Below are 15,540 nucleotides of genomic sequence, written 5' to 3'. Positions count from 1 at the left end.
CGCTCAAGCCTTCGAATCAACCTGCACCTATCACCTGTGCAAGAATAGTCCCAGCCAAAGCGACTCATGTGCAGGACTCCCAGATGAACGCAATACCAACCGCCAGCGATGCCCAGGCCTTGATCGCCCGAATCGACTGGGCAAGCAGCCCGCTGGGCGCTGCCAGCACTTGGCCACAAAGCCTGCGAACCGCCGTGGACATCGTCATTCATTCACCGATGCCGATGCTGCTGTTATGGGGCCCGCAACTGACGCAAATCTACAACGACGGCTTCGCCCTGCTCGCCGGGAGCAAACATCCGCACGCTTTCGGACAACCGACACACCTGATCTGGCCAGAGTTGCAAGACTTCACCGACCCGATCTACAGCGCCGTCCTGCAAGGTCAGGTGCGCACCTACAGCGAGCAGCGCTTTACCCTGCAACGCGGGGGCCAGGAGTCTGACTTCTGGCTCGACCTGACCTACAGCCCGATCCGCGACGAAGGTGCCCAGGTGTCCGGGATCCTGGTCACCGCCATCGAAACCAACGAACGCCGGCGCATCGCCCTCGAACTCGAACAGCGCTCGGCGGCCAGCCTCAAGGCCCAGCGTGAAACCGAGGAACGCCTGCAACTGGCCCTCGCCGCCACCGATGCGGTCGGTACCTGGGACTGGGACATCAGCGAGGACCGCTTCATCGCCGATGCGCATTTTGCCCAACTGCATGGCATCGACCCGGCCATGGCCAGTCAATTGCCGATCAGTGAATACCTGCACGGCGTACACCCCGAAGACCGCGCCCTGATCGCCCGCAGCATCAAGCATTGCATCACCCATGGCACCGAATACGCCGAGGAGTATCGCCTGCTGCAAACCGACGGCCAGATGCGCTGGGTATTTGCCCGCGGTCGCTGCTACAAGGATCACCATGGCCGGCCAGTGCGCTTCCTCGGCGCCGTCCTGGACCTGACCGAGCGCAAACACACCGAACAGGCCCTGCGCCAGAGCCAGACCGAGCTGCAACTGATCATCAACGCCATGCCGGTCCTGATCAGCTACGTCGACCGCGAAGAGCGCTTTCGCCTGAACAATGCGGCGTACCTCGACTGGTACGGGCTGACGCCGCAAGAGCTTTACGGGCGAACCATTCTTGAAGTGCTCGGCGAAGAAGCCTATGCGCTGCGCGCTCCGCACATCAAGGAGGCGCTGTCCGGCCGGCCCTGCTGTTTCAGCATCAGCACGCCACACCGCGACGGCAGCATCCGCCAGGCCTTGATGAATTACCTGCCACGCCACGGCGCGGATGGCGCCGTAAACGGTTTCTACATCTTCGTGATCGATGAAACCGAGCGTAAAAAGACCGAAGAAGCCCTGCGTAACCTCAACGAAACCCTTGAAGAACGGGTTGCCGCCCGCACCCGCCAACTGGCCGAAGCCAACGAACGTCTGCAGAACGAGATGTTCGAGCGCGAACGTGCCGAAGACGCCTTGCGCCATGCGCAGAAAATGGAAGCGGTCGGCCAGCTTACCGGCGGCATCGCCCATGACTTCAACAACATGCTCACCGGCATCATCGGCAGCCTCGACCTGATGCAACGCTACATTGCCGACGGCCGCGCCAGCGAGATCGGTCGATTCACCGAAGCGGCCGTGTCCTCGGCCAACCGCGCCGCCGCTCTCACCCATCGCCTGCTGGCGTTCTCCCGCCGCCAATCACTCAATCGCAAGCCGCTCAACCCCAACGAGCTGATCCACTCTCTGGAAGACTTGTTCAGGCGCACCAAGGGCGACCATATCGAGCTCGACCTGCAACTGGCCGAGAACATCTGGCGGGTCAACACCGATGTCAGCCAACTGGAAAACGCCCTGCTCAACCTGGTGATCAACGCCCGGGACGCCATGCCCGATGGCGGCGAGTTGCAGATCGAAACGGCCAACGTGTACCTCGACGGCAGTGACATGACGACCCTGGAACCGGTCAAGGCCGGTGACTACGTGATGATTGCCGTCAGCGACAACGGCACCGGCATGACGCCCTCGGTGCTGGCCAAGGCATTCGACCCGTTCTTCACCACCAAGCCCATCGGCCAGGGCACCGGTTTGGGCTTGTCGATGATTTACGGTTTCGCCCAGCAATCGGGGGGCCACGTCAGTCTGTTCAGCCTGCCGGGACGGGGCACCAGCGTGCGTTTGTACCTTCCGCGCCTGCATTCGACCGAGCCGGAAAAAGTTTTGTCGCCCGTCATCGGCGAGGCACCGGCGGCCATTGCCGGCGAAACCGTGATGCTGGTCGAGGACGATGCGGCGGTGCGCATGCTGGTATTGGACCTGCTCAATGAGCTCGGTTACCGAGCCCATGAAGCCGAAGATGCCAAGGGCGCCCTGCCGCTGCTGGAGTCGGACCTGCGGGTGGACCTGCTGGTGACGGACGTCGGGTTGCCGGGCATGAACGGCCGCCAACTGGCGGAAATCGCCCGTCAGCATCGTCCCGAACTGAAAGTGCTGTTCATGACCGGTTACGCCGAGATCGCCGCCGAGCGCCAGGGTTTTCTCGAAGAGGGCATGGACATGGTAGCCAAGCCGTTTTCCATCGATCTGCTGGCCAACAAGATTCGCACGATGATCAGTCAATCGGACTGAGTTGAGGCATAATCGCGCGCCCCCCCACTGCCGCCCACATAGCCACCACCGTTGCAAGGTACCGCCAATGAAAGCTCAAGCCCGCCATATTCTGGTGAAAACCTCGGAAGAAGCCGAGCAGCTCAAACAACGCATCGCCAAGGGCGAAGCGTTCGACGTGCTGGCCAAGAAGTATTCGACCTGCCCATCGGGCAAGCGCGGCGGCGATCTCGGTGAAGTGCGGCCGGGACAGATGGTCGGCGTGATTGATGCGGTGATCTTCAAGAAACCGCTGCGGGTGGTGCATGGGCCGATCAAGAGCAAGTTCGGGTATCACCTGGTGCAGGTGTTTTACCGGGATTGAGTGGCTGGTCAGGCCCCTGTGGCGAGGGGGCTTGCCCCCGTTCGAGTGCGCAGCACTCGTGAGTTCGCTGCACTCGGCATGTCAGATAAATCCGGTAGACAGGGTTTGGGGCTGCTTCGCAGCCCAACGGGGGCAAGCCCCCTCGCCACAAAGCCCCCCTCGCCCCAGTTAATGCATTTCAATCTCTGGGAATCAGCGCCCCCGGCACCTGAATCACCCGGCTCGCCAACCGATGCCCGGCCTCGGCGGCTTGCGAAGGGCTGCCGCCCTTGAGCCGCGAAGCCAGATACGCCGCGCTGAACGAATCCCCCGCCGCCGTGGTGTCCACCACCCGCTCGACCTTCTGCGCGGGCACTTCGAACGACTCTCCATCACAACGAATCAGGCACGCTTGTGCGCCGCGCTTGAGCACCACTTCCGGCGTACCGATCTGCTCATACGCGGCAAACACCGCGTCACCATCGGCATAACCAAACAACGCCTGTTCGTCATCCACCGTCAGCAACGCCAGGTCGACATACGCCAGCACACTGCGATATGCCGCCCGGGCGTCCTCGACCGATGCCCACAGCCGTGGCCGGTAGTTGTTGTCGAACACGATTCGCGCATCGCGCTGGCGGGCTTCGATCAGGGTTTCCAGCAGTTTTTCCCGACCTTGCGCACCGAGTACCGCCAGGGTGATGCCGCTGAAGTACAGCACATCATAATCCGGCAGCGCGGCGAGAATCGGCGCGGCGGCCGGGGTGGTGAAGCAATCGCGGACGGCCGCTTCGTTGCGCCAGTACAGAAAGCGTCGCTCACCGGCGGTGTCAGTCTGGATGCAATACAAACCCGGCAGGCGTCCGGGCAGACGCTGGACCATGGCGAGCCCGATATTTTCCGCCGCCCAACTCTGGCACATCGCGTCGCTGAAACTGTCATCGCCCAGGGCGGTGACGTAGTCCACGGAGCCGTCCTCTCCCAGTTCCCGGGACAGGTACACGGCCGTGTTCAATGTATCGCCGCCGAAGCTCTGTTGCAGGCTGCCGTCGGCGCGATGCTGCAACTCGATCATGCACTCGCCGATCAGGGCGATGCGTGGAGTGTTGGGGCCCAGGGTGTTGATGGTGTTCATTGTTGTGGGGTCTCTGGTGTTTCGGTGTTGTCTGGTCGGCCGCCATCGCGAGCAAGCTCGCTCCCACAGGGATTTTGTAAACGCCATAGATCCAATGTGGGAGCGAGCTTGCTCGCGATGGCCGCAACTCGATCTCAAACCCTTAGAAACAGGTTTCCATGGTCTCGATGACGTTCAGTTGCTCATCCACCAGGCAACCGACACGCCACTTGTCGAACGTCAGGCACGGGTGCGAAGTGCCAAACGAAATGATGTCGCCCACCCGCAGATCAACCCCCGGTGCCACGGTCATGAACGCATGCTGGTCCATCACCGCAGTCACCTTGCAGACGCTCACATCATCGCCTTCGGCCGGCACGACGCCCGCCTTGTAGCGCAGCAATGGCACCGGCAAACCGGCGTCGTAGGCCACGTCGCGCTTGCCCAGGGCAATCACCGCAAACCCCGGCTCCGGCAGCGACTGCACGTGCGCCCACACCTCCAGCGCCGGACGCAGGCCTTCGTGCAGGTCGCTGCGACGGTCGAGCACGCAGCACTGCGCTTCCTTGTAGATGCCATGGTCATGGGCCACGTAACTGCCGGGACGCAGCACGCTGAGGAAACGCCCGGCGGCGTTCTGTGCTTCAAACGACTCGGCAATCAGGTCATACCAGGCCGAACCCGACGCGGTGATGATCGGCTTGGGGATGGCGAAGGCACCGCTGTCCTGCAACTGCACCGCCAGGCGCACCAGTGATGCGGCGAAATCGCGGATACCGGTCACCGCGTGATCGCCGTGGATCACCCCTTCGTAGCCTTCGATCCCGGTCAGGGCCAGCGCCGGTTGCGCGGCGATGGCCTTGGCCAGGTCGAGCACTTGCTGCTCGCTGCGGCAACCGCAGCGACCACCGACAACGCCGTATTCGATCATGACGTTCAAACGCACGCCACGGGAGGCGAAATAGGCACCGAGGTCGGCGACGTTGTCCGGGTGATCGACCATGCAATAGAAGTCGAACGTCGGGTCGGCCAGCAGGTCGGCAATCAGCGCCATGTTCGGCGTACCGACCAACTGGTTGGCCATCAGCACCCGGCGCACACCATGAGCGTAGGCCGCACGGGTTTGGGTGGCGCTGGCCAGGGTGATGCCCCAGGCACCGGCGTCCAGTTGGCGCCGGAACAGCGCCGGGGTCATGCTGGTTTTGCCATGGGGCGCGAGTTCCGCTCCGCTGTCGCTGACGAACGCCTGCATCCAGCGAATGTTGTGTTCCAGCGCCTCGCGGTGCAGTACCAGCGCAGGCAGGCTGACGTCACGCACCAGGTTCGCGCCCTTGGGTGCGGTGCCTTTTTCCACGGCGGCAGTATTGGGGGCAGAAGACATGGTCGAACTCCTCGTTCACGCGGCCGCAGGCAGCCGCTGTTATTCGTTGATGCGACGGGCCAGGCTATTGGCGCTTTCGATCAGCACCCGGCGGTAGTCGTTGTAGTTGTTCTTGGCATCGGCCCGGGGGGCGACGATGCACAGGGTCGCGATGGCCACGCCGTTGGGGTCTTTGACCGGTGCGGCGAAGCAATGGGTAAAGGTGTCGGCGACGCTATCGAAGGAAAAGAAACCATCGATTCCGGCCTGACGGATTTCCTTTAGAAACTGCGCAAGTTCCAAGCGTTCGCCATTGGGCAGGATGAAGTCGTCGTGGTCGATCAGGTCGACGATTGACTGGTCGCTCAGGTGCGCCAGCAGCAAGCGCCCGGATGCGGTCCAGGGGATGGGCGCGTTTTCACCGATGTCCGAGGAAATGCGGAAATGCCGCTCCCCCTCCTTCATCAGCGCAACGGTGTACTTGCGCCCGTTGAGCAGGCACATCTGCGCCGTTTCACGGGTCTGGCTGACGATTTCCTGCAAGGCGTGATCGGCCTCGCGAGTCAGGTCGAAATGTCGCAGGTGTGCCTGCCCGAGAAAGTACAACTGGCGACCGAGGTAGACATGACCGTCCTTGCCCACCGGCTCCAGGATGCGTCGTTCCAGCAGCGAGGCCACCAGTTCGTAGACCGTGGATTTGGGGCTGCCGATGCCGCTGGCGATGTCGTTCGGGCGCAGGGGCTGACCGATCTCCTTGAGGAAATCGAGGATATCGAACGCCCGGTCCAGCCCGCGTGCCCGGCGCTTGATGGTGTCTTCGGTCATTTCAGTGGTTCCCATTCATGGTCGCCTGGAGTTTACCCAGTGTGCCGCGCTGATCGTTAGGCCGCCTTCGCGGGCAAGCCCGCTCCCACAGGGAATGGTGGTGTGTCTGCAATCTGTGGCAGCACACAAACCTTTGGGAGCGTGGCTTGCCCGCGATGGGCGCGACTCGGTTCAAGCCTTTTTCTTGTACGCAATGCAGTCGATCTCGACTTTGCAGTCGACCATCATGTTCGCCTGCACACAGGCCCGCGCCGGGGCATGTTCTGGCTTGAAGTACTCGGAGAACACCTTGTTGAAGCTCCAGAAATCCCGCGGGTCTTCCAGCCACACGCCGGTGCGCACCACGTCTTCGAGGCCATAACCGGCCTCTTCAAGGATAGCGATCAGGTTCTTCATGGTCTGGTGAGTCTGCTCGACGATACCACCGACAATGATCTCGCCATCCAGCGCCGGCACCTGGCCGGACACGTGCAGCCAGCCATCGGCTTCGACAGCGCGGGCGAATGGACGAGGCTGACCGCCGCCGGCGGTGCTGCCAGTGCCGTAACGAGTAATGCTCATGGGTGTTTCTCCTGACTGGAAGTTATTGTTCCGCTATAGCGGAATCTATTGTGCAATAACGGAATAAGCGGCAGAAAGTGTGCCACAGGATGTGGAGGGAATGTGAGAGGGATTGAAATTTGTTTTGAATCAGAGGGACGGGTATCTGGTTCTCAATTGGGTGCACATGACCCCATTCGAAGCAACACCCGCGACTCAGAGCAGCTTCATTGGACAACCGCCCACCCGACTGCTTTATTCTATGTTCAGGAAATTACCGGTTTTAGCAGCCGTGACGTGTTCGGCGTGCGCGGTCCCAGGAGGGTTGATGTCATTTAAAGTCATGATGGTTTTCGGTACGCGTCCGGAGGCCATCAAGATGGCCCCTCTGGCACGGGTCCTGCGCAATTGGCCAGGTATAACCCTGAACATCTGCTCCACAGGCCAGCACCGGGAAATGCTCAAGCAGGTCCTCGACTCGTTCGAGCTGACGGTCGATGAAGACTTGCAGGTGATGACCCAGGGCCAGACCCTCAACGGTCTCTCCGAACAATTGCTGGGGCATCTCGACAAAGCCTACGAGCGGGTGCATCCGGATATCGTGCTGGTACACGGCGACACCACCACCAGCTTCATTGCCGCCCTCGCCGCCTTCAATCGCCAGATACCCATCGGCCACGTCGAGGCAGGTTTGCGTACCGGTAACTTGCGTGCACCCTGGCCTGAGGAAGCCAACCGGCACCTGACCGGTGTCATCGCCGACCTGCATTTCGCGCCGACCACCATCAGCCAGGACAACCTGCTGCGCGAAGGTGTGTCCAAGGCCAACATCGAGGTCACCGGTAACACGGTGATCGATGCGCTGGTATGGATGCGCAAACACCAACAGGAAATCCACTGGCACCCGGCCGCCGACTCGCCGCTGGCGGTGCTCGACGACAACAGGCGCATGGTGCTGATCACCGGGCATCGCCGGGAGAATTTCGGCGGCGGTTTTCGCAACATCTGCCTGGCTCTGGCCACCCTTGCCGAACGTTATCCCGATGCGCAATTCGTCTACCCGGTGCACCTCAATCCGCAGGTGCAAAAGGCGGTCTACAGCGTCCTCTCGGACAAACCCAATATCTATCTGGTGGCACCGCAGGATTACCAGCATTTCGTCTGGCTGATGGACCGCGCCTATTTCATTCTCACCGATTCCGGTGGCATCCAGGAGGAAGCACCGGCCATTGGCAAGCCGCTTCTGGTGCTGCGCGATGTCACGGAGCGGCCATCGGCGCTCGAAGGCGGAACCGTGGTGCTGGTGGGCACCGACACCGACCGCATCGTCAGGGAATCGAGCCTGTTGTTCGATGATGAAGCCACCTTCCAGCGAATGAGCCGGGTCCATAGCCCCTATGGCGACGGACACGCCAGCGAACGCATCGCCAATCGCCTCGGCATCTGGCTCAAACACCGCACGGCGGGTAAAGCCGTATGAGCCTGGTGTTTGTCGACTTCTTTGCCTATGTGTTGTTCGGTCTCAAATACCTCGCGATTACCCTGGCCCTGCTGATGTTCATACTCGGCCTCGATGACCTGTTCATCGACCTGGTGTACTGGACCCGCAAGCTGATCCGGCGCTGGCGGATCTATGAAAAATTCGACCGAGCCGATGAGCAACGGCTGTATTCCATCGGCGAAAAACCCCTGGCGATCATGGTGCCGGCGTGGAACGAAGTCGGCGTGGTTGGTGAAATGGCGCGCTTGGCCGCCTCGACCATCGACTACGAGAACTATCAGATTTTCGTCGGCACCTACCCCAACGACGCCGAGACCCAGGCCGACGTCGATGCGGTGTGCCTGCATTATCCCAACGTGCACAAAGTGGTGTGCGCCCGTCCCGGTCCTACCAGCAAGGCTGACTGCCTGAACAACGTGATCGACGCCATCCTGCGCTTTGAAAACGATGCAAAGATCCAGTTCGCCGGCTTCATCCTGCACGATGCCGAGGACGTGATTTCGCCCATGGAGTTGCGCCTGTTCAACTACCTGCTGCCGGCCAAGGACCTGATCCAGATTCCGGTCTATCCCTACGCGCCGGAATGGCATGGCTTCACTGCCGGGCACTACGTCGACGAGTTCGCCGAGAACCATGGCAAGGACGTCATCGTGCGTGAAGCACTGACCGGGCAAGTGCCCAGTGCCGGGGTCGGCACCTGTTTCAGCCGTAAGGCCATCAGTGCCCTGCTCGAAGACGGTGACGGTATCGCCTTCGACGTGCAGAGCCTCACCGAAGACTACGACATCGGTTTCCGCCTCAAGCAAAAAGGCATGAAGTGCATCTTTGCCCGTTATTCGGTGACCGACCCGAAACTGGCACTGGAACAACCATGGGTGTTCGGCATGGACCGCGCCTTTTCCCAGGTGATCTGTGTGCGCGAGCACTTTCCCCGGGACTTGCAGTACGCGATCCGGCAGAAGTCGCGCTGGATCGTCGGCATCGTGTTCCAGGGCACCAAGAATCTGGGCTGGAGCAGCAAAGGCCTGCTCAATTATTTTCTGTGGCGCGACCGCCGTGGCCTGATTGCGTACCTGTTGAGCTTCCTGGTGAACATACTGCTGGTGGTGTTGCTGGCGATGTGGCTGGTCACCGTGATCGCGCCGACCGCCTGGCGGTTCCCGTCGATCCTCTCTGACAGCACGTTGTTGGCGGGCCTGCTGTGGCTCAATGGCTTCATGCTGCTCAACCGGCTATTCCAGCGCGGTTGGTTTGTCACCCGTTTTTACGGACTCGGCGAAGGACTGCTGTCGGCGCCCCGGATGGTGTGGAGCAATTTCGTGAATTTTTTTGCCAACGTTCGGGCGTTGCGCCAGGTGATGGAAATGGGCGATTCCCGTCGCGTCGCCTGGGACAAGACCACCCATGAGTTTCCGGCCCTGGCTGAAGCCCAGCGCACCCCGCTGGGCCATCGCCTGGTGGAAAAAGGCCTGCTGTCTGAAGATCAACTCGAAGCCGCGATCACCAACCCGGTACGCCGACGCCTGGGTCAGGAACTGCTGCTGCGCGGGCACATCGACACCACGCAACTGGTGCAGGCCCTGGCCGAACAACTGGACCTGGAATGGGCGCCACTCAATCCGTTCAAGCTCGACAAACGCCTGATCGACGCCGTGCCGCGCAAAATCGCTACACACTACGGCGTGTTGCCGGTCGCCGAGGAGAACGAAACCCTGGTGCTGGCCTCCGAAGGTCCGGTGAGCCAAGTGTCCCTGGGCGCCATCAGCCGTCAACTTAAACGCCCGGTGCGTTGCCGCCTTGCACCACAAGGCCGGGTGACGCTGGGGATCCGCTACTGGTACGCCAGCCCTCGTCAAAGCGAGGAAGTGCATCAGATGCTTGAGGTGCTTGAGCAAAATCAGGACGACGAAGACCTGATTGAGCGCGTCAGCCATCACCAAGTGTTGCTGGGCAATCTGTTGCAAGTACGCGGCATGGTGCCGCCAACCCTGTTCAATCAGGCGCTGATCGATTTCGATGCGGAAAAAATGTCTCTCGGTGAACACTTGATTGAACGCGGCATGATCACACAGGAAATCCTCGAACAGGCCCTGGTCGATCAGACGAGCGAGCAGCACGCAGCGTACTGCATTGCCCGGGAGGCCGCATGAAGCCTGTCCATCGTCAGACCTTGATGGCCGGTAGCCTGTTGCTCTGCCTGAACACGACGGCGTGGGTGCAAGCCGAACCCTTGACCGATTTCGATCAGTTCCGCAGTTACCCCTATATGGACCGCAGTTACCGCGAAGCGAAAAACGGCAACTGGAAGGAAGTCGAACGGCTGATGCGCCACCTGCTGAGCAAAGTGCCGCAAAACGATGAAGCACGGGCATTACTGGTGCAATCGCTGGTCAAGCAGCAACGCTACGAAGATGCCCTGCAAGCGCTGCCGGATACCCCGTCCAACAGCGATAGCCTGCTCAACTTGCGCCTGGCCTGGATCGAACAGGATCCGCCGGACAGAAAACAGGTGGAGCAATGGATAGCCTCCAGCAATCTGGAGCATCGCGTGCGCCTGTGGCAGGCCTACAGCGCGAGCCTGGCCAAGCGCGGCGGCGCGGCCTCGGCCCATGACTGGCTGGCGCAACTGCCACCCAAGGGTGATGAGCAAGCGCTGCAACAGGCCCGGGCCAACTGGTCCGAGCAACTGCGCGATTGGGATGGCACCATCAAGGAACTGGCGCCACTGGCCGCTAACCAACAACTCGATGCCCAAAGCTGGCAACGCCTGGCCAACGCCTACGTGCAACGCCTCGACGAGCAATCCTTGCAGCAACTGCTGCAAACGGCGCCAAGCCCGGAAGCCGCGCGCAAGACCCGGCTGGCCATGGTCGACCGGGCGATTGCCATGGGCCAGGTCCAGCAGGCGCAGCGCTGGATGCAATCGCTGCCGCCTGCCGATCTTGCCGACCCGGCGCAACGCCAGCGTCTGTGGGAACTGGCGCGGCAAACCGGCGACAGCGCCACGGTACAACGCTTGAGTGGTGAGTTGCAGCGGCCATGCCTGGAGACCGCCGACTGGCTGTCGCGTCGTGATCCGCAAGCTGCGCTGAGCCAATTGAAAAGTTGCCAACCCGAAGAAAACCCGCAGGCCTGGCTGGTCCTCGCCCAGCGCCTGCAAGCCACCGACCTGCTGCAAACGACCCGTCTACCGGAGCCTTGGGACACGCGACGCCGCGAACACCTGCTCGACGTCTGGCAGGAGGAAGGCCGCAGCGACAAAGTCATGGCCTACCTCGCCAGCCAGCCGCAGACCGCCGACGTGGTCAAACGCCGCGCTGAACTGCTCCAGGCATCGGATCACGATACCGAAGCGGCGGCATTCTGGGAGCGGCATTACCAGCAGACCGGCAACCTCGATTCGCTCAACCAGGCTACCTACCTGGCGCTGAATGCCGGCCATCGTGAACATGCGCAACAGTTGCTCGAGAGCGCCTTCGACCGCCACGGCGGCAAGCTGCCGACGCCCCTGCTGCAAAGGTTGGCGGGGTTGTATGCCGCGTCGACACCGACCGCGGCACAACAGCAACGCATTGTTTCGCTGCTCAAGCGCGTCGACCCCGCCACTCGCGGGCAACTGCTGGCGCAACTGGCGGAAAACGGCCAGTGCGGCGCGGTTCAACAGGCCATCAGTGATCTCCCGCAAGCTGCGGGCGACTACCGCGCCCTCGGCCGTTGTGCAATGCCCGAGCGCCCCGGCGAAGCAGTGGTGTATTACCAGACCGCCGAAAAAATGGGTGACCAGAACACTCGCCTGCCACTCGCCTACGCCCTGGAGGCGGCCGGAGACTCGGCCGGTGCCCTGGCCATCTGGCGCAGCATTCCAGATGCCGAACTCAGCGACAATGCCCGCCTCACCGCCAGCCGCGGCGCCCTGAATATCGGCGACACGCAAACAGCTGAACGCTACTGGCAACTAAGCCGCACCCGTGGTGCCAATGAGTGGACGTTGGGCGCGGCGATTGCCGATGCCCGGGGCGATCACACCCTCGCGCTGCAACGCCAGCGTTCCGCCCTGCAGCTAGTACCGGATGCCGAGCATTACTATGCGGCCTCGGTCACGGCGCAAAAGGCCGGCGACCTGCAACAAAGTACCGAATGGCTTGCCGAAGCGGCGCGCCGCGAACCGAACAATCCCCGTTATCGGGCCGACTACGGCGTGCGCCTGGCCGGTGCCGAGACCAAGGCAGCACGCGCCGGTTCCATCCCGTATCTGCAACGCGCCACCCAGGATTTCCCGGAAGACTATCGCCTCGGCGAAACCCTGGCCTGGCGTTATGACGAGGTCGAAGACAGCGCTTCGGCGCGCAAGGAACTGCGCCGGGTGATCGATCTGGAGCAGAACCCGGTGGCCGCCGATGACGAGGATGGCAGCATGGAAGCGCGCCGCTATCGCCAGCGTCGCGCCCACGAAAGCCTGTCCCGTCGCGACACAGTCACCATCGCCAGCACCTGGTCACCGGCCGGGATATCGACCAACGACATCCTGCGTCCCGACGACAGCATCGGCACACAGCGACGCTCCAGTTCACAGAACGTGCAACTGGCCATGTGGGACCATGCACTGGGCGATGAACCCAGCCGCGCCGGCAGCACGCTGTCGGTCTATGGCCGCGTGTTGCTTGGCGGCGTGGGCAGGTCGAGCTATGCCGAATCCCTGGGTACCGGCGTCGGCCTGCGCTACAAGCCCTGGGGCACCGCCAACATCAACTTCTATGGTGAGATCTACAAGCAAAGCCAGTTCGATGATCAGGACAACCATGGCCTGAGCCTCGGCCAGATGCTGGTCCCCGACAAGGTGTCCGATCAGGCCGAGGATCACCGCAATGATGGCCACACCACCACCGACTACCTGCTGCGGACAACCGCGTCGTTCCTTGATCAGGGTCGATTCCGCAACGATTGGCGGGTCGATGAAAGCAACTGGGAGGAGCGCTTCCTCTACCTCGACGCGGCGTGGTGGACCAAGGCCGGCGACCATCAATGGTTGTCGCGCTTCCAGCAAGGGCACACCTGGAAACTTCCGTTCAACGGCGCACAAACGATCATGCCGTACGGCTTTCTCGAATTCGCGACCCAGGACCCGAGCAACGACTGGCGCCAGGATCTGCGCACCGGTCTGGGCCTGCGTTGGCAATGGTGGTTCGACGACGATGTCTACAACGCCTATCGCGCGCACTTGACGGTGCGCACCGAGTATCAACAAGCGTTGGGTGGCAATCTGTATGAAGGCGGCAACGGCGTGCTGGTGGGCGTGGAGTTGAATTTCTGATGAAGCGACTTCTTTTGGCTTTGTGCCTGTTGCTGGGCGCCGCGGCGACCCATGCCGACGAACGGATTTTCTATCAACCGCTCAATGTCGATGCCAACCTGAGCCAGGCGCAATGGCAGCGGATCTGGCAGGACAGCGCCCGCCAGGGCGTGCACACGGTGATCGTACAGTGGACGGCCTACGGCGATTCGGACTTCGGCGGTGCCGACGGCTGGCTTGCCCGCAGCCTGAAACAGGCCCAGGCCCAAGGCCTGAAACTGGTGCTGGGCCTGTACATGGACCCGGCCTATTACCAGCGTATCAATGAGCTTGACAGTGCCGGGCTGGCAACGTACTGGCAGACGCAACTGGGGCAGTCGCTGGCCCGGCAGCAGAAACTGCGCAAGGACTGGAAACTCCCCGTCAGCGGCTGGTATCTGCCCATGGAACTGGATGACCTGCACTTTCTGGCGCTGGATCGCCGACAAAGATTGCAACGCCAGCTCAAGGATTTTTCCGGCAAGCTCGACGCACCATTGCACATCAGCGTGTTCAACGTCGGCAAACTCGCGCCACAAGTGAATGGCCAATGGCTGGGGGAATTGGCGAACGCCGGAATCCAGGTGTGGTGGCAAGACGGTGCCGGCACCGGACGCTTGCCACCATTGATTCGCACCGGCTACGCCAATGCGCTGCCCTGCTCCATCGGCATCGTCAGGGAAGCCTTCCGGCAAGTCAGCGCTGCCGGACAACCCTTCCGTGCCGAACCGATGCCGCCACAAACCTCTTCACCGGGTTGCCACCCGACATCGGTTTTCTCCCTGCGCTACCGACCCTGGGGCAAGGTGATTCTCGACAACCAGCACAAGGGCAAGGTCGGCGATGTACAAAACCATTGAAGACGAAGTGCTCAAAAAATCGGCGCCGGCTGAGCTCAAGGCCGAGTTCCTCCAACATGAATTCGATCGGCTGCACACATTTTGCGTACTGATCTACATCGCCAGCATTGTGGTCTGGGTTGCTTACGACCTGATCCTGAGTTTCATCGGCGGGCAGCCATTCACCTGGCGTTCGCTGGTGTTCTTCGGTGTCTTCACCATTCTCGTCATCATTCTGCTGTTTATCCGCGACGCCCGGCACTTCCAGAAACTCAACCTGCTGTTTGTGCTCACCATTGCCTTCGGCACGCGGCTGCTCATCGAAGGCCTGGGAAACGACCACCAACCGGCCTGGCTGTTGCTGGCGGCTTCGGCCACCCTGTTCACAGCCTCGGTGTTGCCGCTGAGCCGCTGGTCATTCTTTGCCGCGCAGTTGGTGACCTGGTGGTTTCTCAATCCCTTCTACAACACCGGTATCGAACAGTTTGAACTGGGGGGCGTGATGGCCCTCAGTTACACGACATTTATCTGCGGCCTGACCCTCTACAGCTTCCTGACGCTGCACAAGGCCAAGCTCAACAACTTCATCATGTCCAGGCTGCTGCTGGACCAGGCCTACATCGACACCCTCACCGAAATCCCCAATCGCCGTTCGTTCATGACCCGCGCAAGCCTGCAGTTGAACAGCGTGCCGCGGGAAAACGACCACTACCTGGCGATGATCGACATCGACAACTTCAAGAAGGTCAACGACGTCTACGGCCACGACATTGGCGATGAGGTGCTCAAGCGCATCGCGCAGGACATCAAGTCGGTGACGGCCCACCACGAATATGCGCGATTGGGTGGCGAGGAGTTCGCGATTTACCTGGCCGGGGTTAGCCGCGAAGACGTCGAGACGCTGGCCGGCGACCTGTGTCGAGTGGTACGCGAGCAACCCACTCGACACCCGGTGACCATCAGTATCGGCCTGGCCCGGGTGCTCGACGGTGACACATTGAACCAGGCGCTGATCAAGGCCGATGCGGCCTTGTATGAGTCAAAACATACCGGGAAGGATCGCTACACATTTCATCAATAAAGCTATCT

11 protein-coding genes are annotated in these 15,540 nt (G+C 61.5%); 7 read left to right on the top strand and 4 right to left on the bottom strand.

All coding sequences use genetic code 11. The features are described 5' to 3' along the window. Nucleotides 1-83: 83 nt before the first annotated feature. The gene (locus tag AC1Q6Y_RS23780) at nucleotides 84-2,621 is read left to right on the top strand and encodes a PAS domain-containing hybrid sensor histidine kinase/response regulator (protein WP_492625278.1); all 2,538 of its coding nucleotides are present in this window, start codon (nucleotides 84-86) and stop codon (nucleotides 2,619-2,621) included. A gap of 67 nt (nucleotides 2,622-2,688) precedes the next feature. Further along, a complete protein-coding gene (locus AC1Q6Y_RS23775; protein ID WP_007898282.1) occupies nucleotides 2,689-2,964 on the top strand; it encodes a peptidylprolyl isomerase in 276 nt (91 codons plus the stop codon). Between the two features lie 178 nt (nucleotides 2,965-3,142). On the opposite strand, the gene AC1Q6Y_RS23770 is transcribed toward AC1Q6Y_RS23775, so the two are convergent. The 4 genes from AC1Q6Y_RS23770 to AC1Q6Y_RS23755 form a co-directional block, all read right to left on the bottom strand. Further along, nucleotides 3,143-4,078 (bottom strand): sugar kinase, encoded by a 936-nt coding sequence (locus AC1Q6Y_RS23770; RefSeq protein WP_492625277.1) that lies wholly within the window; start codon nucleotides 4,076-4,078, stop codon nucleotides 3,143-3,145. A gap of 142 nt (nucleotides 4,079-4,220) precedes the next feature. Beyond that, nucleotides 4,221-5,438, bottom strand: coding sequence for an amino acid deaminase (locus AC1Q6Y_RS23765; RefSeq protein WP_492625276.1), 1,218 nt, complete (start codon nucleotides 5,436-5,438; stop codon nucleotides 4,221-4,223). A 39-nt stretch (nucleotides 5,439-5,477) separates the two neighbouring features. Next, the gene (locus AC1Q6Y_RS23760) at nucleotides 5,478-6,242 is read right to left on the bottom strand and encodes an IclR family transcriptional regulator (protein WP_492625314.1); all 765 of its coding nucleotides are present in this window, start codon (nucleotides 6,240-6,242) and stop codon (nucleotides 5,478-5,480) included. Nucleotides 6,243-6,413: 171 nt separating this feature from the next. Beyond that, nucleotides 6,414-6,803, bottom strand: coding sequence for a RidA family protein (locus tag AC1Q6Y_RS23755; RefSeq protein WP_057714589.1), 390 nt, complete (start codon nucleotides 6,801-6,803; stop codon nucleotides 6,414-6,416). Between the two features lie 307 nt (nucleotides 6,804-7,110). Here AC1Q6Y_RS23755 and wecB point away from each other — a divergent pair, with 307 nt between their 5' ends. From wecB to AC1Q6Y_RS23730, 5 genes are read left to right on the top strand one after another with little or no spacing between them, the layout of a single operon-like run. Continuing rightward, nucleotides 7,111-8,262 (top strand): non-hydrolyzing UDP-N-acetylglucosamine 2-epimerase, encoded by a 1,152-nt coding sequence (gene wecB / locus AC1Q6Y_RS23750; protein ID WP_057714588.1) that lies wholly within the window; start codon nucleotides 7,111-7,113, stop codon nucleotides 8,260-8,262. Continuing rightward, nucleotides 8,259-10,433, top strand: a complete 2,175-nt coding sequence (nfrB, locus tag AC1Q6Y_RS23745; RefSeq protein ID WP_218498189.1) for a cyclic di-3',5'-guanylate-activated glycosyltransferase NfrB — start codon at nucleotides 8,259-8,261, stop codon at nucleotides 10,431-10,433. Before wecB ends, nfrB begins: the two co-directional genes overlap by 4 nt. Next, a complete protein-coding gene (locus AC1Q6Y_RS23740; RefSeq protein WP_492625275.1) occupies nucleotides 10,430-13,594 on the top strand; it encodes an NfrA family protein in 3,165 nt (1,054 codons plus the stop codon). The genes nfrB and AC1Q6Y_RS23740 overlap by 4 nt, the downstream gene beginning before the upstream one ends. Beyond that, nucleotides 13,594-14,472 carry a DUF4434 family protein gene (locus AC1Q6Y_RS23735; RefSeq protein WP_057714582.1) on the top strand — a complete coding sequence of 293 codons (879 nt, stop codon included), beginning with the start codon at nucleotides 13,594-13,596 and terminating at the stop codon, nucleotides 14,470-14,472. Before AC1Q6Y_RS23740 ends, AC1Q6Y_RS23735 begins: the two co-directional genes overlap by 1 nt. Beyond that, a complete protein-coding gene (locus AC1Q6Y_RS23730; RefSeq protein ID WP_057714580.1) occupies nucleotides 14,456-15,532 on the top strand; it encodes a GGDEF domain-containing protein in 1,077 nt (358 codons plus the stop codon). Before AC1Q6Y_RS23735 ends, AC1Q6Y_RS23730 begins: the two co-directional genes overlap by 17 nt. Nucleotides 15,533-15,540: the final 8 nt, after the last annotated feature.

The sequence above is a fragment of the Pseudomonas sp. GW823-FHT06E10 genome, from assembly GCF_058794995.1.
This window is presented reverse-complemented; position numbering and strand designations above follow the sequence as displayed.